The organism is Lentzea kentuckyensis (assembly GCF_002150765.1).
Lineage (GTDB): Bacteria > Actinomycetota > Actinomycetes > Mycobacteriales > Pseudonocardiaceae > Lentzea > Lentzea kentuckyensis.
Genome location: NZ_MUYM01000133.1, coordinates 2,472 through 25,509, shown reverse-complemented (window position 1 = coordinate 25,509; position 23,038 = coordinate 2,472). Strand labels below are relative to the sequence as shown.

The following is a 23,038-nucleotide window of genomic DNA, read 5'->3' as shown; positions in this document are numbered from 1 at the left end:
GCGCCGCGATGACGAAGATGACGATGGCGCAGGCGATCAACGCCGCGCTGCGGGACGCCATCGCCGAGGACGACTCGGTCGTCGTGTTCGGTGAGGACGTGGCCCAGCTGGGCGGGGTGTTCCGGGTGACCGACGGGCTGCACCGCGAGTTCGGCGAGAGCCGGGTGTTCGACACGCCGCTGGCGGAGTCCGGAATCGTCGGCATGGCGGTGGGAATGGCCATGAACGGCATGCGCCCGGTCGTCGAGATGCAGTTCGACGCCTTCGCGTATCCCGCGTTCGAGCAGATCGTCAGCCACGTCGCGAAGCTGGGCAACCGAACCCGCGGCAAGGTGCGGCTGCCGATCGTCATCCGCATCCCCTACGCCGGCGGGATCGGCGGTGTGGAGCACCACTGCGACTCGTCCGAGGCCTACTACGCGCACACTCCTGGGCTGACCGTTCTCGCACCGGCCACCAACGCCGACGCCTACGGCCTGCTGCGCGCCGCGATCGCCGGCTCCGACCCCGTGATCTTCCTGGAGCCCAAGAAGCACTACTTCTCCAAGGAAGAAGTCGACGTGTCGGTGCCGGTGCCGCCGATCGGCCGCGCGGTGGTCCGGCGACCGGGCAAGGACGCCACGTTGATCGCTTACGGCCCGTCCGTGCCGGTGGCGCTGGCCGCCGCCGAGCAGGCCGCGACCGAGGGCAGGGACCTGGGTGTGATCGACCTGCGCTCCATCGTCCCGTTCGACGACGAGACCGTGTGCGCCGAGGTCCGCAGGACCGGCAGGGCGGTGGTGGTCGCCGAAGCACCGGGATTCGCCTCGGTCGCCTCGGAGATCGCGGCACGGGTGGGGGAGCGCTGCTTCCACCACCTGGAAGCACCGGTTCGCCGGGTCACCGGTTTCGACGTGCCTTATCCGCCACCGAAGCTGGAGCACCACTTCCTGCCCGGTGTGGACCGGATCCTGGACGCCGTCGACACGCTGCAGTGGCAGGAGGACGTCGCGTGAGCACCCAGGTGTTCGACCTTCCCGACCTCGGTGAGGGACTGACCGAGGCCGTGCTGATCCGGTGGCTCGTCAGGACCGGTGACCCCGTCGCGGTGGACGAGCCCGTCGCCGAGGTCGAGACGGCCAAGGCGATGGTCGAGGTGCCGTCGCCGTTCGGCGGTGTGATCGCACAGCTGCACGGCGAGGAAGGCGCCACCCTCCAGGTCGGCTCGCCGTTGATCTCGGTCGGCGCGGTGCCTTCCGCGGCGGAGTCCTCTGTGGAGGAAGAGCGCGCCGGTTCGGGCAACGTCCTGATCGGCTACGGAACTTCGGGGGCGAACTCGTCTCGCCGACGCCGGAGGAGGGGCGTTACCGGTTCCGCGCCCACTGCGCCGAAGCGGAACGGGGAACGGCCCGCTGTGCAGTCGCCGATCGTGCGCCGCCTCGCCCGTGACAACGGCGTCGACCTCACCTCGCTGACCGGCACCGGACCCGATGGCCTGATCACCCGCCGCGACGTCGAAGCCGCTGCCGGATCTGAGCCGGTCGCCGTGCCGCAGCCGGTCGGCGTCGTGAGCAACGTGGACCAGCGCACGGGCCTGCCGATCCGCACCCGAGTGCCGTTGACGGGCCTGCGCAAAGCCGTCACCACGACCCTGACCCGCAGCCGCACCGAGATTCCCGAAGCGACGACCTGGGTGGACGTCGATGCGACGGCACTGCTCGAACTTCGTGCCGAACTGAAGGAAACCGGTGCGGCACCGGGCATCCTCGCGATGATCGCCCGGTTCGTGGTGGCGGGCCTCTCCCGCTTCCCCGAGCTGAACTCCCGCGTCGACACCGAACGCGGTGAGATCACCCACCTCGACGGCGTCAACCTGGGCCTCGCCGCGCAGACGGACCGCGGACTCGTCGTCCCGGCGATCAAGGACGCGCACCGCCTGAGCATGCGCGGACTCGACACCGAGATCCGCCGGCTCACCGCCGCGGCGCGTGAGGGAACCGCCACCGCGACCGAGCTGACCTCGGGCTCGTTCACCCTGAACAACTACGGGGTGCTCGGGGTCGACGGCAGCGCCGCGATCATCAACCACCCCGAGGTCGCGATCCTCGGCATGGGCCGGATCCTGCCCCGGCCGTGGGTGGTCGGAGGAGAGATCGCGGTGCGGCAGATCGTGCAGCTGTCGCTCGTGTTCGACCATCGTGTCTGCGACGGCGGCACGGCGGGCGGCTTCCTCCGGTTCGTCGCGGACTGCGTCGAGGCTCCGAAGTCGGCGCTGGCGGACCTGTAGCCGCCTTGCGCTGTCGGCGGCGCGGGACAAGCGCGAGGACGGTCGCCCGTATGGGCGCGGTTGCGGCCTGATCAACGTGGACATGACGTGTTGGCGGGGTCAGATTACGATTCGCACCGCAAACGCGGCTTGGGGTTGATCCCGCAAAAGCGGTGCATAAGATGTCGGTCGTGCCGAATTTGCGGATCAGTGAGGCCGCCGCTCTCTTGGGTGTCAGTGATGACACCGTGCGGCGGTGGATCGAGAACGGGCGTCTGACCGCGAAGGTGGGCGAGAGCGGCCGCAAGGTCATCGAGGGCACTGAGCTCGCGGCGTTCGTGCAGCGGATGTCCGAGTCCGGCGATCCTGGCGTCACGGTCGCCGCGTCCGCCCGCAACCGGCTGCGCGGCATCGTCACCCGCGTCGTCAAGGACGTCGTGATGGCGCAGGTGGAGATGCAGGCGGGGCCGTTCCGCGTCGTGTCGCTGATGAGCCGCGAGGCCGCCGACGAGCTCGGCCTGGAGGTCGGCAGCATCGCTGTCGCCTCCATCAAGTCCACCCATGTCGTAGTCGAAATCCCGGAGGCCTGAGTTCATGTCGGGAATCGCGCCCAGGAGTGTCCACGCGGTCGTCGCCGCCACGGCCGCGCTGGCGCTCGCGGGGTGTGGCTCCGGCCAGCAGACCTCCACGTCGACGTCGGACACTCCGACGGTCACGGGTGACATCACGGTGTTCGCCGCCGCGTCCCTGACCGAGACGTTCACGAAGCTGGGCAAGGACTTCGAGGCCGCGAACCCCGGCACGAAGGTGAAGTTCAACTTCGCCGGCAGCTCGGCCCTGGCTCAGCAGCTCAACCAGGGCGCGCCCGCGGACGTGTTCGCGAGCGCCGCGCCGGCGAACATGAAGCAGGTCACCGACACCAAGACGATCACGGACGCGCCGACGACGTTCGTGAAGAACAAGCTCGCGATCGTCGTGCCCAAGGGCAACCCCGGCAAGATCGCGGGCCTGCCGGACTTCGCGGTGGCGGACAAGAAGATCGCCCTGTGCGCCGAACAGGTGCCGTGTGGTGCGGCGGCGAAGAAGGTGTTCGAGGCCGCGAAGGTGACGCCCGCGCCGGACACGCTGGAACAGGACGTCAAGGCCGTGCTGACCAAGGTCTCGCTCGGCGAGGTCGACGGTGCGCTGGTCTACCAGACCGACGTCAAGGCCGCCGGCGACAAGGTCGAGGGCATCGACTTCAAGGAAGCCGACCAGGCCGTCAACGACTATCCGATCGCACCGGTCGCGAAGGCACCGAACGCGGCTGCTGCCAAGGCGTTCATCGCGTTCGTGCTGTCCGACAAGGGCAAGTCGGTGCTGAGCGCGGCGGGCTTCGTCAGCCCGTGACACGTCATCGGGGACGAGGACGGCTTCCCGTCGTGCTCGTCCTACCCGCACTCATCGGCCTCGCGTTCCTGCTGGTGCCGCTGGCCGGACTGCTGATCAAGGCACCCTGGGGCACGCTCTCGGGCCAGTTGTTCAGCGCCGAGGTCGGTGAGGCGCTCAAGCTGTCGCTGATCTGCGCCTCGCTGGCGACGGTGCTGTGCCTCGTGTTCGGCATCCCGCTGGCGTGGCTGCTGGCGCGCTCCGGGCTGCCGGGACGCGGCTTCCTCCGCGCCCTGGTCACCGTGCCGCTGGTGCTGCCGCCGGTGGTCGGCGGTGTCGCGTTGCTGCTGGTGCTCGGACGGCGCGGGCTCGTCGGGGAGTACCTGGATCTGTGGTTCGGGATCTCGCTGCCGTTCACCACGGCCGGAGTCGTGGTGGCGGAAGCGTTCGTGGCGATGCCGTTCCTCGTGATCTCGGTGGAAGGCGCGCTACGAGCGGCTGATCCGCGGTTCGAGGAGGCCGCGGCCACCCTGGGAGCCTCGCGCTGGCTGACGTTCCGGCGCGTGACGCTGCCGTCCGTGCTGCCCGGCGTCGTGGCGGGCGGCGTCCTGTGCTGGGCACGGGCGCTGGGTGAGTTCGGCGCGACGATCACCTTCGCCGGCAACTTCCCCGGCGAGACGACGACGATGCCGCTCGCGGTTTACCTGGCCCTGGAAACGGATCCGGACGCGGCGATCGTGCTGAGCATCGTGCTGCTGCTGGTGTCCGTCGGAGTGCTGGCCGGTCTGCGCGACCGGTGGATCAGCGGGCCGACATGACCCTCACCGCTCAGCTCCACGTCACGCGTGGGAACTTCGACCTCGAACTCGACCTCACCATCGCACCCGGCGAGGTGGTGGCGCTGCTCGGCCCGAACGGCGCCGGCAAGTCCACCGCGTTGCGTGCGCTGGCAGGACTGTCACCGCTCACTTCGGGCAGCATCACGCTCGGCGAGTCCACTTGGGACAGCGCGGATGCGTTCCTGCACGCGGAACAACGACCGATCGGCGTGGTGTTCCAGGACTACCTGCTGTTCGCGCACATGACCGCGCTGGAGAACGTCGCGTTCGGACTGCGGGCCCGTGGCACCCGCCGCGCGGAGGCCAGAGCGCAGGCGATGAGCTGGCTCGACCGCGTCGGGCTGGAGGAGTACGCCCACCGCAAACCCCGTGCGCTGTCCGGCGGCCAAGCCCAGCGCGTCGCACTGGCCCGTGCACTGGCCACCGGGCCGAGCCTCTTGCTGCTCGACGAACCACTGGCCGCGTTGGACGCGAGCACTCGCCTGCAGGTCCGCTCCGAACTCGGCAGGCACCTCGCGGAGTTCGGCGGCCACACGTTGTTGGTCACGCACGATCCGTTGGACGCGATGGTGCTCGCCGACCGGTTGGTGATCCTGGAGAACGGCCGTGCGGTCCAGCAAGGCGCGCCGTCCGAAGTAGCCCGGCAACCCCGCACGGACTATGTCGCCAACCTCGTAGGCCTCAACCTCTACCGCGGCACCGCGAACGGCACGACGGTCGACCTGGCGGACGGCGGCACGATCACCATCGCCGAGCCGGCCTCGGGAGCGGTGCACGTCGCCTTCCCTCCCAGCGCGGTGAGCCTGCACCCGGCGAAGCCTGAAGGTAGCCCGCGCAACGTCTGGCAGGTCACCGTTGTGGCGTTGGAGCAACACGCGCACACCACCCGTGTACGGCTCGATGGTGCGCCGTCAGTACTCGCCGACATCACCACCGTCACGCTCGCGGATCTGCGACTGCGGCCGGGCGACACGGTGTGGGCAGCGGTGAAGGCCACCGAGGCGCACACCTACCCGGCGTGATCTGGCTGCGCGGCGGTCGCGACCGCCGCGCAGCCAGGGACTCACTTCACCTGGTAGGCCCTGATGACCGTCTGGGTCACCGTGTTGCCATCCTGGTCAGCCGCGTTCGCGCGCAGCGACACGAACCCGGACGTCGGGTTCTGGACGACCGCCAACCAGTTGCCGTTCGCGCGCAGCACCGGCACCCGCTGCCAGGTCTGCCCATCGTCGTGCGACACCTCGACCTGCTTCGGCTCGGCCTTGCCGCCCGATGCGCCCGGCTGCCTGTCGACGCGGAACGGAACCGGGAACAGCGCGTTGCTGGGCGCGCGGTTCGTCAGGTCGAGTTTGGGGTCGAAGCCGACCGACAGCAACGGCAGTGGTGCGGCGGCGGTGGTGTGCCCGGACCGGAAGCCCCACTCCGCGCTGACCTTGGTGGACAGCGGCCATCCGGGGTTGTTTCGGCTCGCCTCGGCGGTGAGCCGGTAGTTCGCCGCGCCCTCGGGCACCGTGAACTGCCCGCTGCCGGGTTGACCGCTGCGGGCGATCTCCTCGCCGTCGAGGTAGAGCACGGTGTCGCCGGTGTCACCGGAATCGGGGAACCCGGCGTGGCCGGCCGAGTCGGAGAACAGCGGCAGCCGGGCGTTGATCTTGTCGCCCGTGCGGTACGCCAGGTGCGGCTCGGTCGAGAAGAAGCCCACCGGCCCGGTGACGCCCGGCCCGATCACGGCCTTGCCCCAGTTCACTGTGGCCTTGTCGCCGGACTTGAAGGTCCGCTTGGCGGCGTCGTAGTACTGCGCGGCATCGCCCACCGGCACGCTCACGGAGTTCGTCCAGGTGGCGGGGGAGTAGTACTCGGTCCGCTCCAGGGGAACCGGAGTCGGCGTCGACTCCAGCGCGCCCTCCAGGTCGTACTTCCCGTCGGTGGCGAACATCGACGCGTAGCCCACGCCGTCCACCGGCGCCCGGTAGGTCGTCTTCACCGTGGCGAGGTCGCTGTTGCGCGGCCGGTAGGTCACGTTCGCCGGAACGTCCCCGTAGCTGGGGAACACCAGCTCGTACCGGTACGGGCTGACCGGCAAGCCGCTCAACGTCACGGACGCGTTCGGCAACTTCGCCAGCCGGGCGCCGTCGGGGCTGAACGTGGCCGTCAACGGCAGTGGCGGCGCCTGGGTCACCCGCACGGCGCTGCCGGAGAAGTGGAACAGCGCGGAGTTCGCGCCCGCCTCGGCGAGTGCCCGCACCCGTGGGCTGAACTCGAGGCCCTCACCGTTGCCCAGGGTGAACACCGCCAGTTTGCCCTTGAGATCGGCCGCGGCGATCTCGCCGGCGGTGGCATGTCCGACGTCCACAGTGGACAGGGTGCGAGAGCCAGCCGGCTGCGGCGAGCCCCACACCCACTGCACGGGGACCTCGAACGAATCGGGCTTGTCGACCGTCAGCCGGACCTGGGGCCGTTCGAGCTTCATCCGGTCGAAGTACCGGAATTCCTTGGTGTGCTTGGTGGTAGGCGCCGTGTAGTCGTTGTTGTCCGACATGCTGTAGTAGCCCACGCCACGCGCACCGGTGTCGATGACCATCCCGTTCGTCCACGAGATCGGGCGGGCCTCCTTCTCGTCGGCCTGCACGGTGATCTTCTTGCTGTTCCTCGCGTCCAGCGTGACCACGGTGTCCTTGTGCAGATCGACCTCGGGGTCGGCCACCCTGGTGCTGGCCGGCAGGGGCACACCAGGAATCGCTGTCTGGATCGTGCCCAGCACGGCGTACCGGCCCGCGGGCAACCGCACGGTGCTGTTGTTCCCCATCAGGTCGAAGTCATCCTGGCCGGTGCCCAGCGCAACCCACATCACGGCCGACCGCAGGGTGTCGGCCGGCGCGGCGCCGTTCTGGTCGATCAGCTTCGTCGTCAGGTCGTAGCTTTCCGGTTCCTTGTACGCGCCGACCGGTGTCTGGATCACCGTGTCGCCTGCGCCGCTCTTGGCAACGAGCCTGCCGCCGTAGACACCGATCGGCGCGGCGGCGTGGTCGAAGGTGACCGACACCGTGGCCTCACCGTTGGCTGGCACCGTGACCTCGTCGGCGTTCGTGCGGAACGCCGGGACGTCCGTGCTCAGCCGCAGCGAAACCGGTGCGCTGCCGGTGTTCCGGTACGTGATCTGCTTGGTCGACGCGGGCTGGTTGTGCGGCCACCGCACGAAACCGAGGCTCAGGCTCCCCGTGCTGGGGACGATCGTCTGCCTGGACGCCCGGCCCACATCGAGCCGGCCGGCGCCCTGCTGGTAGATCGTGGCGTCGATCGGGGTCGCGCTGCCCATCAGCGCGGCCTTGATCTGCGGGCCGGTCCAGTCCGGATGCTGCGCGGCCAGGATCGCCGCGGCCCCTGCCACGTGCGGTGTCGCCATGGACGTGCCGCTCAGCCGTGCGTGGTGCTCGTCGACAGCGCGGTCGGCGAGCGTGCCCTCGGCCCGTGCGGCCACGATGTCCTCACCGGGCGCGGCGATGTCCGGTTTGACGGCGTTGTCCTTGAGCCGCGGTCCGGGCTGCGAGAACCGGCTGTAGTTGTCCTGTTTGCTCACGCTGGCCACGGCCAGCGCGGCGTCCGCGGACGCCGGGCTCGAGACCGGTCTGCGCTGGCCGGCGTTGCCGGCCGCGACCACGAACAACGTGCCCTTCTCCGCCGACAGCCGGTTGACCGCGATCTCCAGCGGGTCGCTGACGCCGTCGCCAGGCTCGCCACCCAGACTCATGTTCACGACCTTGGCGCCGCTGTCCGCGGCCCACTGCATGCCCGCGAGGATCGCGTCGTACGGGCAGCCGCCGGTCTGGCAGACCTTGCCGATCAGCAGGTCCGCGCCCTTGGCTACGCCGGTGTACTTGGCGCCACGGCCGGCGACGGTCGAGGCCACGTGCGTGCCGTGCCCCACCTTGTCGACGATGCCTTCGCCGGTGAAGTCCTTCTCGCCCTTCACGATCCCGGCCAGCTCAGCGTGTTTCGGGTCGTAGCCGGTGTCGAGGACCGCGACGGTCGCGCCCGCGCCGGTGTACCCGGCCTGCCAGGCGGCGGGCGCGCCGACCTGCGGCACGCTCACGTCCAGTGATGGCTGAACCTTGCCGTTGAGCCAGATCTTGTCCGCGCCGGCCTTGTCGAACAGTTCCGCGGCCTTGTTCTTCGGCGTGGCCACCGCGGAGAGCTGGACCGACGGCAGTTCACGGGTGATCTTGCCGAGCTTCCTGGCACCGCTGGACTCGACCAGCAGCGGGATCTCCGGCGTGTGGGCGTCGTCGCAGCCCAGGTCGATCAGGCCGGTCACGTCGAACAGCTTGCGATCCAGTTTGCCCGCCCGGATCAGCGGCTCGGCGACCGATGGGATCACCGTGACGCCCTTGGCGCTGACCGACTTGACGAACCGCACCGGCCCGAGCCGGGCGGCCGGCTGGATCTTCGCGTCCCAGGAGCCGTCCTTCCTGGTCACGGTCACCTTGTCGCCGGTGATCAGCGTGACCGTCCTGGGCGCTTCGGCCGGCGCGGACGTGGGTTGTTGCGCGGCTGCCGGTAAGACGGCGACACCGGTGGCCACCACGGCGAAGACCGCCGCGTGGATGAAACCGCGTTTGTGCACAGATCGCCCCTTGTGACGTCGTCTGGTATCCCCTTGTACCTCTGTGACTCGTCGAGTGGATCAACCTGTGTACTCCAGATCCAATGTGGAAGTCGGTAAACGGATCGCCGTCGAGGTGAGTCTTCAAGGGTGATGGCTGACTACGACGACTTCGCCCGAGCGCAACTACCGCGGTTGCTGCGGTACGCGACGATGCTCACCGGCGAGCGGGAGCAGGCGGCTGATCTGGTGCAGGACGTGCTGGTCAAGGTGTACCGGCACTGGTCCCGGATCAGCGGCACCGATCACCCCGACCGGTATGTGCTGCGGATGGTGACCAATGGCTACCTGTCCTGGCGACATAGCTGGTATGCGCGTGTGTTCGCGTCGGGTGACGTCCCCGACGAGGCACGGGCAGACGATTTCGCGTCGGACCACGCCGCGCGCGAGGACATGTGGCAGCGCCTGGCGCGGTTGCCCAAGCGCCAGCGGGCTGTGGTGGTGCTGCGGTACTACGAGCAGCTGCCCGATTCCGAGATCGCCGGGCTGCTCGGCTGCGCCCAGGCCACCGTCCGGGCACACGCCCACAAGGCATTGGCGGCACTGCGAAACGGCTTGGCCATCGAGCAGATGGCGGAGGCCAGGGAGACGTGATGAACATCGAGAACCTGATCAAGGACACCTTCACGGCGCGCGAACATGACGCGCCCGACAGCGACGCGGTGCTCGCCGCGGCGCGCCAACGCATCGACAGCAGGCGCTCCGGGTTGAGCCGGCCGCTCGCGGTCGCCGCCGGGGCGACCGTGCTGACCCTCGGCGCGGTCACCGCCGTGGTGCTGAACCGGCCCGGTCCCGCGGACCAGTCCCAGATCATCGCCACCGGCAACGGGTCTCAGGGCAGTCAGACCGCGGCCGCCACCGAACCGGCCGCGGCGGGTCTGCGGATGCCCTACTCCCTGGGCTGGCTCCCGCCGGGCGCGGTCGCCTACCGGGCGCAACGAATCAACGTCGGGTCCAGCGCGGCCAACCCGGACGCACCCCTGTACGGCGGTGAGTACATGCTGACCGTCACGGCCGGCGGTCAGGTCCTGGAGGTCGACGTCCAGCAGTTCCGGATGGTGCAGGTGGACCAGGCGACGTTCAAGTCGGGTCCGGGCCAGTCCGTGACGATCAACGGGCAGCACGGGGTCGAGAGTTCGGTGTCCACCGGGCCAGGTGGTTACGAGCTGTACGTCGCACACCCCGAGGGCGGTTCGATGTACGTGAACGTGTCCTCCGCGCCCGGCAGCAACGCGCCCGCGCAGCAACTCATCGACGCCGGCCGCAAGATCGCGGAGAACATCCAGTTCCCCGGCACGACGACCGTCACTCCGGCGTACGGCCTGCGCGACCTGCCCGGCGGGATGCGGATCTGCGCCTTCGACGTCGAACAGGCCATGGACCGGTCCCCGGCCGGGACTGGGACCAACACGAGCTACCGGCTGGGCACGTGCACAGTCCAGCCGTCGATCTTCGTCAACAGCGCTGTCGGCGGCGAACCGACCGGCACACCGGGAGAACCGGTGCAGGGCCACGAGACGCGCTACGTCGACGAGAACGGCTACCACCAGTTGTGGGTCCTCGGCGCGCTCGAGGGAGCCCCGGTCGTCATCGCCGGCCGGGTACCGAAGTCCGACCTGTACGACATCGCGAACCGGCTCGTCCTGCCGCACTGACCGCGGCCTGAACGGAGTCGAACCAGAACCTGTTGCCAATCAACACTGGGGGTACAGGTTCTGGGGTGACTCTCCTGGTCGTTGCCAGCGAACCGGCGGGCGTAGTTTGCTCGCCGGTTCGCTGGGGTAGGCCTGTCCCGGATCAAGCCGGTTGGGGGACAGGGTGACCAGAATCGTTCTTTCCGCGCACCTCGACCACGAGGCCTGGAGGCAGCCGAACCGAGCAGAGCGGGAGGACCGGTGAGCGGACGGCTCGGCATCGACGACGTGACGCCGCGGGTGAACTGCGGGCGTTGTCCGGCCAAAGCCGTGGTGGGGGGAATGTGTTCCCGTCGAAGCCACGGTGTGGCGCGAGGGACACGACGCGGTGGCGGCCACCGTGGTGTGGCAAGGCGCCGGTGGCACTCGCGAGGTCCGGATGGTGCCGCACCCGAGCGACCCGTGGGGGACCTGGCGGCACGCCGTGGAAGCCAAGGCGGGCGCCGGTCAGAGCGCGACCGAGATGGCGAACGACCTGGAGATCGGCGCGGTTGCTGGACCAGGTCGCCGCACGTCCGCACTACGCGACCGGGCGCGGTGCCGAGGCGCGGCAACTGCTCCTGCTCGCCGCGACCGGTCTGCGCGACGCCGAACGTTCGTTGCCGGACCGCGGCACGGGATCTGCCACGGATCGCCGAGATGGGCTTCGACGTCGTGTACCTCACGCCCATTCATCCCATCGGCGAGGTGAACCGCAAGGGCCGCAACAACTCGCTGGAACACGGGCCGGACGACGTCGGGTCGCCGTGGGCGATCGGCTCCGCGGCGGGCGGACACGACGCGATCCATCCCGAGCTCGGCACCTCGACGGACTTCAAGTCCTATGTGGAGGCTGCGGTCGGTGGCGCACGTCCTGACCGTGGTGCGGTGAGATGCGGATCTACGCGACCAGATCGTGAGCCAGATTCGCTGGGGCGCAAGGACTTCTACCGTTCCCGGGAGATGATGGCCGCGTGGGCCGGCCGGTGATGGTCACGCTGACGACCGCGGAACTCGTGGCAGCGTTGACAGGTCGCAAACGTCGTTCGATCTCGGATGAAATGGTCGACGGCGTCGGTGCGGTGGTCTGCGAACCACCGATTCGATGTCGCGACTACTACCCGGAGCCATCCAGGAACGCCGATCGTCAGGTAATCGTAAGGTGGCAGTAAACCCACCAAGCCGCCGTCATCGGGTTGGGTACTTCTTCTCCGCCGCTGCCCAGCGAACGAGCCGGAAGGTGTCCAATGATCCACGCGATTGTCGCCGCGGCCATGGCGATGTCCACCGTCGTCCTCCCACAGGCCGACATCCCGCCACCTGGCGCGGTCACCATCGACATGATCAACGGAAGCGGCTGCCCCAAGGGCACGACCTCGGTGACGGTGTCACCGGACAACTCCGCCTTCCACGTGGTCTTCAGCAGCTATGCGGCCAAGGTCGGCCCCGGTGCCGCGCCGACGGACTTCCGGAAGAACTGCCAGTTGAGCATCAGGGTGAACGCGCCGGAGGGCTTCGTCTACGGCATCTCCGAGGTCGACTACGCCGGCTACCTCCACCTCGAACGCGGTGCCACCAGCCTCCTGAAGTCCAACTACTACTTCCAGGGCATGGCGGACACGGGCTACCGCAGTCACAACTGGCAGGGCCCGGTGGATGACGAATGGCGGGCCACGGACCTGGGCTCGCCGATCATCTACCCGCCCTGCGGCGTGAACAGGAACCTCAACATCAACACCGAGCTGCGGGTCAACGTGGGCACGTCGGATCCGAAGAAGGCGAGCTTCATGGCGATGGACTCGCTCGACGGCTACGCCAAGACGGACTACTTCTTCTCCTGGAAGCGTTGCCCGTAACCGGAAAACCTGGTCGCAGGCCCGGAACCCCGATGGCTCCGGGCCTGACGACTGTGCTCGTTGACGTGCGAAGACAGTTCGACCGCCGGTCCGACTGTCATTGCGTCCTCCCGTTGGTGCTGTGGAGAAGTGCACGAGTCCGCGCTAGCACCCGGCGTGTTCGTTGGATTCCAGCAGCAGTTCGGACACGGAGCGCCGCGGTGTGGCCGGAACGGGCGTGCTGAACCCCACGCGCAGCACGGTCTGCGGCACGAGCAGGCCGCCGAGCGCACGGCGCAGGTCCTCGCGAACGCGCTTGACCTCGACCGGCTGGGACATGAACGACGCGGAGAGTCCCTGCGTGGTGGCGGTGAGCAGCACGCGCTGCATCGCTTGTCCGGCAGTCAGGTCGCCGAGCGGGCCGTCGTAGAACGAGCAGAGGATCACGATGAGCGGGTCGGACTCGTAGTCCTTGCCGGGGTGGCGTTCCGGGCCTTGGAAGTCGCGGAACACCCACTCGTCCTGCATCTCCGGGCGGACGCCGGCAGACGCGAGCGGCACACCGTCGGGCGCGCCAGGGCGATGGCCGGTGAACGCCGCGAGTTCGGCCTGCACGCCCTTGTCGCCGAGCTGGATCTGGTGCGCCTGCTGGACGAACCGCTTGAGCTGAGCACGTTCCTCCGGCGTCGTCACCACGTGCAGCCACGAGCGCTCCAGCTCGGCGGCACGCACCAGCGCGTGGCGCTGGCGGGGGTCGAGCCGTGCTTCGAGGAACGGCCGGCGGTTCGTACGGCGGCGCGGCACCGCGTCGAGCAGCGCGCGGCTCTCGTCGTCGATCTTGATCGTGCCGCCGCGGCGCACCACGGCGAGCGCGCCGGGCGCGTCCTGGCCGGGCATCATCGTCACCAGCGGGCGCACGCCCATGCTCTGCAGGGCCAACCGCAGGTTGAACAGCGCCGCACCGCACGAGAGGCGCAGTTCTCGATCTTCCGGGTCCGTCGCCGCCAGCTTGCGGCACGGGTCCGCGTGCAGTTCGATGCGGTCGCGTCGGACGCGGAACCGCCACGGCTGTGTGTTGTGCACGGACGGAGCGAGTGAGGCCGTTGCGAGCGCGCTTTCGATCTGTTCAGGCCCCAGTCCCAATGCCGCGGTCACCTGAGCCATGTCCTTCACCCCATCGTGTTGCCTGGTAATTCGTGTGGTGCTCACACTGTCCGCGAGGCCACGAGCCGGACCCACCATCAAAGGTCCTGACCTGACCGGGACCGGTTGGCGGCGTTACGGAGACGTGAAAAGCTTGATCGGTGGCCGGACCGGATGAGAGAACGCCCCGCACCCTGCTGGGCGGGTTGCGCCTGGACGACCTGCTCGACGAGATGCGGGACCGGCTCGCCGAGATCGGGTCGATGCGGGGTGCGCAGCTCACCGCGGTGATGTGCTGGCAGGACTTCATGGTGGAGAGCTCCTACAGCGAGCCGCGGTTCACTGTGGACTGGGGCAAGGCGGAGGACGGCGAGCGGCGGCTGCTGGCGCAGCGGCTCGCGGGGTGGCAGGAGAAGCACCCGGACGTGCAGGTGCACCCGGTCGTCACGCGGGACCGGCCCGTGCGGGCGTTGATCCGGTACGGGGCCGAGGCTCAACTTGTGGTGGTGGGGAGCCACGGGCACGGCGGGTTCGCCGGCATGTTGCTCGGCTCGACGAGTCAGGCACTCGTCTACAACGCGCCGTGCCCGTTGGCGATCGTGCGACCGGAATAGGCCGCGCTGTGAGACCAGACGAAGGTGTGGCCGCGGATCGACATGCCCCGGCTGCGCGCCTGGCTGACGATCTGGTGGCGCTGGGCGTGGCCTGGTAGGCCGGGGACCAAGGTCCCGGACGGCGGGGGACCGCGGGCACTCAACGGCCGCGGCGCCGACCGCGAGGCTGAAGTACATGAGCGAGAACGAGTCCCGGCCCGTGGTGGTCGGAGTTGACGGATCACCCGCCTCACTGGCCGCGCTGCGGTGGGCGGTCGAAGACGCCCGCAGGCGCGGGTGCGCGGTCGACGCGGTGACGGCGTGGCACGCGGACTACGGCGTGATGATCGGCCCGCTGCCCGCCGAGGTCTTCGCCGAGGTGTCGCCCGAGGCGATGAAGGCAGCTGCGCGACGTGTCCTCGACCGGTCGGTGGAGGGGTTCGAGGATGTGGAGATCCGCCGGATCCTGGTCGAGGGCGACGCGCGCGACGCGCTGTTCAAGGCGTCGGGGGACGCGGCACTGCTCGTCGTCGGCAACCGCGGCCACAGCCGGATGGTCGAGGCGATCATCGGCTCGGTCAGCGCCTACTGCGTGCACCACGCATCGTGCCCGGTCGTCGTCGTACGTGAGCCGAAGGTCGAGCAGGAGCACGTGCCCGTTGCCGCTGCCCTCCCCATGACGCCTGGGCCGCTGCTGTGAACGCGGCGGCGCTGTTGACGGACGGTTCGGTCGTCACGGTGCGCGAGCTCGGGCCGTCCGATGTGTCGGCCCTGTTGGCGCTGCACCGCGGGCTGCCCGTGGAGGACCAGTACCTCCGGTTCTTCAGCACGTCGCCGCGTCAGCTGGAGGACTTCGTCGAACGGATGGTCTCGCCGGACGCGCCGCACCACGTGGTGCTCGGCGCGTTCCGAGAGGACCGGCTGCTCGGCGCCGCGAGCTACGCGGTGGTCCGCGAGACGGAGTTCGCGGAGGTCGCACTGGTCGTCTCACACGCCGAGCAGACCCATGGCGTCGGCACCCTGCTGTTGGAGCACCTCGCTTCGCTGGCTCGCAGCCGGGGAGTGCGCCGGTTCACCGCCGACGTGCTGACCATCAACGGCCGGATGTTGCGCGTGTTCACCGACATGGGCCTCGTGACGTCGATCGTGCCCGACGGCGAGGTCATCTACATCGAGCTGGTGCTGGAACCCGGCGATCGCTACCTCGACGCGGTCAGCGAACGGGAGTCGGTCGCGGACGTCGCGAGCCTCACGCACGTGCTGCGCCCCACCTCGATCGCCGTGGTCGGCGCAGGCCGGTCGCCGAGTTCCGTCGGGCATGCCGTGCTGCGGAACCTGGCCGAGGGCGCGTTCACCAGCGACCTGTACGCGGTCAACCCCCACGCCAAGTCCGTGGCCGGGGTCGACTGCTACGCCTCGGTGAGCGAGCTGCCGGAAGCGCCGGAGCTGGCGGTGTTGTGCGTGCCGGCGAAGGCCGTCCCCGCCGTCGCCGAGGAGTGCGGTCGCCGCGGCGTGCGAGCGCTGGTCGTCATCTCGTCCGGTGTGGACGCCGAGGAACTTCTGAAGGCGGTCCGCACGCACGGGATGCGGCTGGTCGGGCCGAACTGCCTTGGGGTGTCGACGAGTTCGCCCGGTGTGCGGATGAACGCCACGTTCTCGGCGCACAGCACGCTGGCGGGCGGGATCGGCCTGGTCACTCAGTCCGGCGGGATCGCGATCGGCGTCCAGGAGGAGTTGCGGCGTCTGGGACTCGGTCTGTCGAACCTCGTGTCGACCGGGGACAAGCTCGACATCAGCAGCAACGACCTGCTGATGTGGTGGGAGCACGACCACGAAACCCGGATCATCGCGCTGTACCTGGAGTCCTTCGGCAACCCGCGCAAGTTCGCGCGCATCGCCCGCCGGGTCGCCGCGAGCAAACCGGTGCTGGCCATCCGCGCGGCGACCAGTGAGGCGGGCCAACGCGCTGCCGCCTCGCACACCGCCTCGACCGCGACGCCCGCGGTCACCAGGGACGCGTTGTTCCGGCAGGCAGGCGTGATCGCGGTCGACAGCGTGCCCGAACTGACCGACGCCGTCATGGCGCTGAGCTGGCAGCCGCTCCCGAGTGGACGGTCGGTCGCCGTGCTGAGCAACGCCGGCGGACTCGGTGTGCTGGCCGCGGACGCCTGCGTTCGCCAAGGCCTCCGGATGGCCACGCTCGGCGACAAGACCCGCAACGCCCTGGCGGACCTGGTCCCGGCGACGGCGAGCCTGCACAACCCGGTCGACACGACCGCGGTTGTCGATGGGGAGACCTTCGCACGTTGTCTCCGCATCATCGGCGCGGACCCGGCGGTCGACTCGGTGATCACGGTGACGGTGCCGACCGCACTCGGCGACCCCACCGGCGGTGTGCACAACATCGAGGGCAAGCCGGTCCTGGCGGTGCGCACCGGCCAGACCGAACGGCTCGCGGGTGAGGTCCCCTGCTATCCCGAACCCGCCCGCGCCGCCGCGGCGTTGGCACGGCTCGCAGACCGCGCGGAATGGCTGCGTCGCCCAACGGAGTTCGTCCGCCTGAACCGGATCGACCGCGACGCCGCGAAGGCGATCGTGGCGGGCAAAGCGGGATGGCTGCCGCCGGACGAGGTCGTCGCTCTGCTGACCGCGTTCGGATTGCCGGTGCTGGGCGGAACCCTCACGACGACCGTGGAGCACGCGGTGGCGGCACGACAGGCCTACGACGCTCCGGTCGCGCTCAAGGCCGTGGCCGACGACCTGCTGCACAAGAGCAAGGGAGGCGGCGTGGAACTCGGTGTCGCGGACGCGGCCGGTGTGGCGGAAGCGTTCCGCGCGTTCCAGGAACGCTTCGGGGACCGGCTGCGCGGCGTGTTCGTGCAACCGATGGCGTCCGGCGGCCGGGAACTGCTGGTCGGCGTGGTCACCGACGCCAAGTTCGGGCCGCTCGTGGTCACCGGTCTCGGCGGCGTCGACACCGACCTGCTCGACGACCGCGCCGCTGCGCTGGCCCCACTGTCCACAGCGGACGCAGACGATCTGCTGCACGGCTTCCGCACGGCCGGCCACGTGCTCGCGGACGCGGACGAGGAAGCCGTGCGAGAGGTACTGCTGCGCGTGGCGGAACTGGCCAGCGCACTGCCCGAGGTCGTGGAGCTCGACATCAACCCGCTTGTCCTGTCGGACAAGGGATGTGTGGTCGTGGACGTGCGGGTGCGCGTTGCGCCGGCCCAGCACACCGACCCGTTCCTGCGCCGCTTGCGGACCACCGGCTGACAACAGCGAAGACCGAGGAGGAAAGCCATGAGCACCAAGCCGATCGTGGTGGGCGTCGACGGAACGTCGGCGTCGGACCAGGCCCTCGAGTGGGCCCTGGACGAGGCGATCGTGCGCCACTGCCCGTTGCACGTCGTCAACGTGTGGAACTTCGAGGCGCTGGTCGACTGGACGGAGACCACCGAGCAACGCGTCCGCGCCGAGTCGGAGGCGGTGGTGGAGAAGGCGGTGCAGAAGGCCGCCGGGAAGCGCGAGGAGGTGCCGGAGATCGTCCGTCAGAGCCTGCGTGGTGCCGCCGCCGAGACGCTCGAACGGGCCTCGGAGGGCGCCGCGATGCTGGTCGTCGCCTCGCACACCGGCCACCGCATCCGCCAGATCGTTCTCGGCTCCACGAGCATGCACGTCGTTCGGCATGCACACGCGCCCATCGTCGTGATCCCCGTGAGCGACCGCGAGCTCGTCGAGACCACGCGATGAAGATCGAGGGGGCGCTGGCCCGTCCGCTCGTCGCGGTCGGGCCTCGCGACTTCGCCCGCAGGTGGCTGAGCGGACCGTTCTCCCCAGGGCGGTAGCCCGTGGGCCCAGCAGATGTTCCAGCAGCTCGGCGGCCGGGACCTGCTGTCCGACGCCGTGCTCTCGGCGATGTTCGCACTGCTCGGTGTGGTGGCTTCGGGCTACGGTGTGCAGGCGGCACTGCGACTGCACGGCGAGGAGACGGAGCACCGCGCGGATGCCGTGCTCGCGACGACCGTGAGCCGCGCTGGCGGCCTTCGCGGACCCAGTGACTGCTGGACGTTTCACCGTTCGCGCACGTGCCGCACATGCCCGGTGGTGCGATCACGGCAACGCCGTTGCTGTGGCTGATCGTCACGACCGTTGTTCTCACCGCTGCCGGTTTGACCACGTTGCGGCGCAGGGGCATCGGCTGAACAGGAGAACTGATGAAGCACGCAGGACAGCAGGAGATCACCAACGTCGTGGTCGAGGCCGGCGAGCAGGTGTCGCCGGACGCCAGGCAGTACGCGCACGACCGGATCGCCCCGCTCGCCAGGTTCGCGCCCGAGCCGACGACCTACGCACACGTCCGCATCGTCAACGCCGGTGCGCGCACCGTGAAGGTGCACGCGAACCTCGACGTCAACGGCACACCGGTGGTGGCGCAGGCAGAGGCGGACACGGTCACCGAGGCGATCGACGCGGTCCGGGACCACCTGCACCGCCAGCTGGTGAAGATGCACAACTGAGGTCACCGCGCCGCGACCATCCGCCGCGCGATCGTCGCCCGCCATGGGCCCCTGCGCCATCTTGGCGAAGAGTCCGACCGCGGTCTCAGGGGTGAGCCTGCCGCCGAACGTGACGGGTTGCTCGGTTCCGGCGCGCGCGGCGAGATCGCGCACCTGGCGCCGAGTGGTCCGCACCGAGCGCTGCCGCCGCTAGCACGACGGCCGGTCGAGGTGGCCGTCGTCGGCGGCTCTGGCGGCGACGTCCGCGTCACTGCAGAACCCGTTGAGCCGTCGTTTGAGACAGAGCAGTCCGAGCAGGAGGTCGTTCGCGTCGACCACCGCGAAGCGACGCTGCCCGCAGGCGAGCAGGATCGCGCGGGCGAGTTCGGCGGGTGTGTCGGCAGGGATCGTGCGCCCGACGATGCGGGAGTGGGGTAGCGCGGCCTCGATGCCGTCGAGGTGGTCGGCCAGGTCGGTGCGTACCAGGGTGCCTTTCAACCGTCCGTTCTCGGTGAGCAGGAGCATGTGGACGTGGTCGTCGGCGAAGGCGGCGCGGGCCTGTGCGACGGAGGTGTCGGGCGACAGCGTCTTGGGCAGCCGGACGATGACGTCGGCGACTGTCTTGCCGGTCATGGGTGGGCGTCGTGGACGGCGCGGTCGCGCACCGCGGCGGGGGACGGGACGGGCGTGACGGGCGCGTGCCGGCGGCCGCGGTAGACGACGTAGGGGCGCCACAGGTAGGCGATCGGCGCGGACCACACGTGCACCAGCCGGGTGAAGGGCCACAGCGCGAGGAAGACGAAGCCGCCGATCGCGTGCAGCTGGTAGACCAGCGGGGCGTGGGTCATCAGGTGGGTCTGCGGGCTGAACCAGAAGATGCCGCGGAACCACACGGCGATCGTCTCGCGGTAGTCGTAACCGTCGCCGAGCAGGTTGGTGCCGATGGTGGCGGTCATGCCGAGCACGACCATCGCGGCCAGTGCCACGTAGAGCACCTTGTCCATGGTGGTGGTGACCCGGCGGACACGACCGTTGACGAAGCGACGGGCGATGAGCAGCACGAGGCCGACGACGAGCATGACGCCGGTGATGGTGCCGCCCCAGACCGCCGTGGCGTGGTAGAGGTGCTCGGGGATGCCGATCGTCTGCGTCAGTGAGGCCGGGATCAGCAGGCCCATCGCATGACCGGCGATCACGCCGAACGCGCCGAGGTGGAACAGCGGCGAGCCAAGGCGCAGGAGGCGGCTTTCCAGCAGCTGGCTGGTGTGCGTGGTCCAGCCGAACTGGTCGTGGCGCCATCGCCAGACGTGGCCGGCCACGAACACCGCGAGGCAGGCGTAAGGGGCGACGATCCAGACGAACGTGCTCATGGGGCACTCTCCATCGACAGGTGGGGGCACGGTTCGGCGCCGGGGTGGTCGTCCAGATCGGGGCCGAGACCGATCGTGTCGAGGTCGGTGCCGTAGGGCGCGAGTCCGACCGACTCGACCGGTGGGCCGTCCTGGGCCAGCGCGCGGATCGCGTCGCGGTCGGCCTCGGTGATCGGAGACAGCGCGGCGACCACGGCGTCGAGCAGGTGCCGATAGGGCGACGCCGCGTCTTCCAAGGCGGCGCGCAGCAGTTCTAGGCCGCTGCGGTGCTGACGAAGCGGCGCTTCGCCGTCGCCCGGGCCCGCGATCGCGGCGAACTCCAGCACCACCGGAAGCAGGTCGGGCAGCTCACCCTCGGCCAGCCGCAGCCCCTGGACGCGGTAACGCTGCTTGAGGGTGAGCAGGGCGATGCCGCGCTTGCGCGTGTCGCCATGGAGGTAATACGTCAGATAGAGCCCGCTGCGGCGGCGCAGGTCGAAGGTGCGGACGTAGTGTGTCTGGACCTGCAGCATGTCGTTGGCCAGCAACCAGTCCAGGAACGCGTCCAGTCGTCCGCGCACCTCGTCATGGGTGATCTCGGCAACGGCGGCACGCAGCTGCCGGCTCGCTTCGAGGAGCCGATCGTCGGGGTAGTTGAGCAGTAGCGAAGCAAGTTCGAACAACCGGGTTCGATCGGATCCATCCACTGTGGACTTCATGGCCGGTTCCCGGTCGGGTTGATGTTCAGGCCGAGTCGTCCGTCGCCACGGCGGGCGAACAGTCCGACCGGCTCGGCCATGCCGGGACCGCCTGCGCCGTTGAGCGAACAGTCCGATGTGGATGCCGCTTGGGCCTCCAGTGCGGCGGCGTCCTTGTGGTAGGCGGTGGGGATGACGTAGCGCTGGTCGTACTTGGCGATCGCGAGCAGCCGGTACATCGCCTCGATCTGCGGTCCGGTCATGCCGACCGCCTCGCAGAGTTCGGCGGCGATCGTGCCGTCCAGGGTGCGGGCCCGCATGTAGGAGCGCATCGCGGCGAGCTTCATCAGCACCCCGGCGATCGCGTCGGCGTCGCCCGCGGTGAACAGTTCCGCCAGGTACTCGACCGGGATCCGCAGGTCGCGGATCGTGTGGAACACGTCGTCGGCGTCGGTGTCGTCGCGGCCGGCAGCGCCGACCGCGTCCAGCACGGGCGACAGCGGCGGGACGTACCAGACCATCGGCAGCGTGCGGTACTCCGGGTGCAACGGCAGCGCGATCCGGTACTCGCTGATCAGCTGCCACACCGGTGAGGCCTGCGCGGCGAGCACCCACTCCTCCGGCATGCCGGCCTCGGTGGCCAGCCGCACGGTCTCGGGGTCGTGTGGGTCCAGGAACACATCGCGTTGTGCGTCGAGCAGTTCCCGTTCGTCGGCGACCGACGCGGCCGCGAGCACCGCGTCCTCGTCGTAGAACACGATGCCGAGGTAGCGCAGCCTGCCGACGCACGTCTCCGAGCAGATGGTGGGCTGGCCAGCCTCGATGCGCGGGAAGCAGAAGGTGCACTTCTCGGCTTTGCCGGTGGCGTGGTTGACGTAGACCTTCTTGTACGGGCAGGCGGTCACGCACATCCGCCAGCCGCGGCAGCGGTCCTGATCGACCAGGACGATGCCGTCCTCCTCGCGCTTGTACATCGCGCCAGACGGGCAGGCCGAGACGCAGGCGGGGTTGAGGCAGTGCTCGCAGATGCGCGGCAGATGGAACATGAACGTCTTCTCGAACTCGAACTTCACCCGGTCCGCGGCATCTGCGCTCATGGCGAGGATGTTCGGGTCGGTGCCGGCGCGCTCATGTGCGCCACCGAGGCTGTCCTCCCAGTTGGCGCCCCAGGACAAGCTCATCGGTTCGCCGGTGAGCGCGGAGCGGGGCTGCTTGACAGGGGTGTCGGTGAGTCCGGCGGGTGCCGTGACCAGCGCGTCGGTGTCGAAGGTGGCGGGCTCGTAGTAGTCGTCGATGCTGGGCAGGTCGGGGTTGGCGAAGATCCGTGCGAGGCGTGCCGCGCGGCCGCCGGAACGCAGGACGAGCCTGCCCTTGGCGTCGAGCTTCCAGCCGCCCTTCCAGCGTTCCTGGTCCTCGTAGTGCTTGGGGTAGCCGATGCCGGGTTTCGTCTCGACGTTGTTGAACCAGACGTACTCGGTGCCCTCGCGGTTGGTCCAGGTCTGCTTGCAGGTGACCGAACAGGTGTGGCAGCCGATGCACTTGTCGAGGTTCATGACCATCGCGACCTGGGCGCGGATGCGCATGTCAGTACTCCACTTCCTGGCTACGGCGCCGGATCACGGTGATCTCGTCACGCTGGCTGCCGATCGGGCCGTAGTAGTTGAAGGCGTAGGTCATCTGGGCGTGCCCACCGGCCAGGTGCGTCGGCTTGATCAGCAACCTGGTCATCGAGTTGTGGTAGCCGCCGCGCTTTCCCTTGCCGCGTCCGGACTTCTCGGTCTTGGGCACGTTCACCGTGCGTTCGGGGGAGTGGTACTGGAACACCGTGCCCTCGGGCATCCGGTGGCTGACCACGGCGCGGGCCACGACGACGCCGTTGCGGTTGACCGCCTCGACCCAGTCGTTGTCCGCGACGCCGATCTTGGCCGCGTCCTGGACACTCATCCAGATCACCGGGCCGCCGCGCGAAAGCGCGAGCATCAGCTCGTTGTCGTGGTACATCGAGTGAATCGACCACTTCGCGTGCGGGGTGAGGAAACCCGATTGCTGAGGCAGGTACCGGAACAGATGCCCCAGGTGGGCGTGGGCGTAGCGCAGCCAGCAGGCTTCGGAGGTATGGCCACTACCAGCGCAGTT

The 23,038-nt window shown here is 69.4% G+C and carries 23 protein-coding genes; 16 read left to right on the top strand and 7 right to left on the bottom strand.

All coding sequences use genetic code 11. The annotated features are described in order from the left end of the window. Positions 1-8 precede the first annotated feature (8 nt). From B0F77_RS41580 to B0F77_RS41555, 6 genes are all read left to right on the top strand, one after another. A complete protein-coding gene (locus B0F77_RS41580) occupies positions 9-995 on the top strand; it encodes an alpha-ketoacid dehydrogenase subunit beta (RefSeq protein ID WP_211294294.1) in 987 nt (328 codons plus the stop codon). Continuing rightward, on the top strand, positions 992-2,266 hold the full coding sequence (locus tag B0F77_RS41575) for a dihydrolipoamide acetyltransferase family protein (protein WP_086668567.1): 1,275 nt from the start codon (positions 992-994) through the stop codon (positions 2,264-2,266). Before B0F77_RS41580 ends, B0F77_RS41575 begins: the two co-directional genes overlap by 4 nt. 170 nt (positions 2,267-2,436) lie before the next feature. Next, positions 2,437-2,835: a TOBE domain-containing protein gene (locus B0F77_RS41570; RefSeq protein WP_086668575.1), complete on the top strand. Its 399-nt coding sequence runs from the start codon at positions 2,437-2,439 to the stop codon at positions 2,833-2,835. Between the two features lie 4 nt (positions 2,836-2,839). Continuing rightward, positions 2,840-3,634, top strand: coding sequence for a molybdate ABC transporter substrate-binding protein (modA, locus tag B0F77_RS41565; RefSeq protein WP_086668566.1), 795 nt, complete (start codon positions 2,840-2,842; stop codon positions 3,632-3,634). Beyond that, complete coding sequence (modB, locus tag B0F77_RS41560) at positions 3,631-4,431, top strand: molybdate ABC transporter permease subunit (protein ID WP_086668565.1); 801 nt, start codon at positions 3,631-3,633, stop codon at positions 4,429-4,431. Before modA ends, modB begins: the two co-directional genes overlap by 4 nt. Continuing rightward, complete coding sequence (locus B0F77_RS41555; protein ID WP_086668564.1) at positions 4,428-5,474, top strand: ABC transporter ATP-binding protein; 1,047 nt, start codon at positions 4,428-4,430, stop codon at positions 5,472-5,474. Before modB ends, B0F77_RS41555 begins: the two co-directional genes overlap by 4 nt. Before the next feature lie 41 nt (positions 5,475-5,515). Here the strand turns inward: B0F77_RS41555 and B0F77_RS41550 are convergent, their stop codons facing one another. Beyond that, entirely contained in the window at positions 5,516-9,073 is a 3,558-nt protein-coding gene (locus B0F77_RS41550) for a S8 family serine peptidase (protein WP_086668563.1), read from the bottom strand. Positions 9,074-9,205: 132 nt separating this feature from the next. Between B0F77_RS41550 and B0F77_RS41545 the strand changes: the two genes are divergently transcribed. The 5 genes from B0F77_RS41545 to B0F77_RS41520 all read left to right on the top strand — a co-directional run bounded on the left by B0F77_RS41545 (position 9,206) and on the right by B0F77_RS41520 (position 12,641). Next, positions 9,206-9,706 carry a SigE family RNA polymerase sigma factor gene (locus B0F77_RS41545; protein WP_169731060.1) on the top strand — a complete coding sequence of 167 codons (501 nt, stop codon included), beginning with the start codon at positions 9,206-9,208 and terminating at the stop codon, positions 9,704-9,706. Then, the gene (locus tag B0F77_RS41540) at positions 9,706-10,767 is read left to right on the top strand and encodes a hypothetical protein (protein ID WP_086668561.1); all 1,062 of its coding nucleotides are present in this window, start codon (positions 9,706-9,708) and stop codon (positions 10,765-10,767) included. The genes B0F77_RS41545 and B0F77_RS41540 overlap by 1 nt, the downstream gene beginning before the upstream one ends. 343 nt (positions 10,768-11,110) lie before the next feature. Further along, entirely contained in the window at positions 11,111-11,497 is a 387-nt protein-coding gene (locus tag B0F77_RS50260) for a maltotransferase domain-containing protein (protein ID WP_245849341.1), read from the top strand. After that, positions 11,446-11,775: a hypothetical protein gene (locus B0F77_RS50255; RefSeq protein ID WP_245849343.1), complete on the top strand. Its 330-nt coding sequence runs from the start codon at positions 11,446-11,448 to the stop codon at positions 11,773-11,775. The genes B0F77_RS50260 and B0F77_RS50255 overlap by 52 nt, the downstream gene beginning before the upstream one ends. A gap of 257 nt (positions 11,776-12,032) precedes the next feature. Then, entirely contained in the window at positions 12,033-12,641 is a 609-nt protein-coding gene (locus B0F77_RS41520) for a DUF4360 domain-containing protein (protein ID WP_086668559.1), read from the top strand. A gap of 144 nt (positions 12,642-12,785) precedes the next feature. On the opposite strand, the gene B0F77_RS41515 is transcribed toward B0F77_RS41520, so the two are convergent. Then, positions 12,786-13,784, bottom strand: coding sequence for an Acg family FMN-binding oxidoreductase (locus B0F77_RS41515; RefSeq protein WP_086668574.1), 999 nt, complete (start codon positions 13,782-13,784; stop codon positions 12,786-12,788). Between the two features lie 140 nt (positions 13,785-13,924). Between B0F77_RS41515 and B0F77_RS41510 the strand changes: the two genes are divergently transcribed. The 5 genes from B0F77_RS41510 to B0F77_RS41485 all read left to right on the top strand — a co-directional run bounded on the left by B0F77_RS41510 (position 13,925) and on the right by B0F77_RS41485 (position 18,876). Then, positions 13,925-14,377, top strand: a complete 453-nt coding sequence (locus tag B0F77_RS41510) for a universal stress protein (protein WP_425435805.1) — start codon at positions 13,925-13,927, stop codon at positions 14,375-14,377. A gap of 175 nt (positions 14,378-14,552) precedes the next feature. Then, positions 14,553-15,056, top strand: coding sequence for a universal stress protein (locus B0F77_RS41505; protein WP_086668558.1), 504 nt, complete (start codon positions 14,553-14,555; stop codon positions 15,054-15,056). A gap of 14 nt (positions 15,057-15,070) precedes the next feature. After that, positions 15,071-17,632: a bifunctional acetate--CoA ligase family protein/GNAT family N-acetyltransferase gene (locus B0F77_RS41500; protein ID WP_245849339.1), complete on the top strand. Its 2,562-nt coding sequence runs from the start codon at positions 15,071-15,073 to the stop codon at positions 17,630-17,632. 27 nt (positions 17,633-17,659) lie between these two features. Then, a complete protein-coding gene (locus tag B0F77_RS41495; RefSeq protein ID WP_086668556.1) occupies positions 17,660-18,109 on the top strand; it encodes a universal stress protein in 450 nt (149 codons plus the stop codon). Between the two features lie 464 nt (positions 18,110-18,573). After that, positions 18,574-18,876 (top strand): HPF/RaiA family ribosome-associated protein, encoded by a 303-nt coding sequence (locus B0F77_RS41485; RefSeq protein WP_086668554.1) that lies wholly within the window; start codon positions 18,574-18,576, stop codon positions 18,874-18,876. A gap of 189 nt (positions 18,877-19,065) precedes the next feature. Here the strand turns inward: B0F77_RS41485 and B0F77_RS41480 are convergent, their stop codons facing one another. From B0F77_RS41480 to B0F77_RS41460, 5 genes are all read right to left on the bottom strand, one after another. Beyond that, positions 19,066-19,488 (bottom strand): CBS domain-containing protein, encoded by a 423-nt coding sequence (locus B0F77_RS41480; RefSeq protein WP_086668553.1) that lies wholly within the window; start codon positions 19,486-19,488, stop codon positions 19,066-19,068. Beyond that, positions 19,485-20,225 carry a respiratory nitrate reductase subunit gamma gene (narI, locus tag B0F77_RS41475; protein ID WP_086668552.1) on the bottom strand — a complete coding sequence of 247 codons (741 nt, stop codon included), beginning with the start codon at positions 20,223-20,225 and terminating at the stop codon, positions 19,485-19,487. The genes B0F77_RS41480 and narI overlap by 4 nt, the downstream gene beginning before the upstream one ends. Then, positions 20,222-20,923: a nitrate reductase molybdenum cofactor assembly chaperone gene (narJ, locus tag B0F77_RS41470; RefSeq protein WP_086668551.1), complete on the bottom strand. Its 702-nt coding sequence runs from the start codon at positions 20,921-20,923 to the stop codon at positions 20,222-20,224. The genes narI and narJ overlap by 4 nt, the downstream gene beginning before the upstream one ends. Then, on the bottom strand, positions 20,920-22,485 hold the full coding sequence (gene narH / locus B0F77_RS41465) for a nitrate reductase subunit beta (protein ID WP_086668550.1): 1,566 nt from the start codon (positions 22,483-22,485) through the stop codon (positions 20,920-20,922). The genes narJ and narH overlap by 4 nt, the downstream gene beginning before the upstream one ends. 1 nt (position 22,486) lies before the next feature. Next, the coding region (locus B0F77_RS41460; RefSeq protein WP_281252614.1) for a molybdopterin dinucleotide binding domain-containing protein at positions 22,487-23,038 on the bottom strand (552 nt) is incomplete at its 5' end.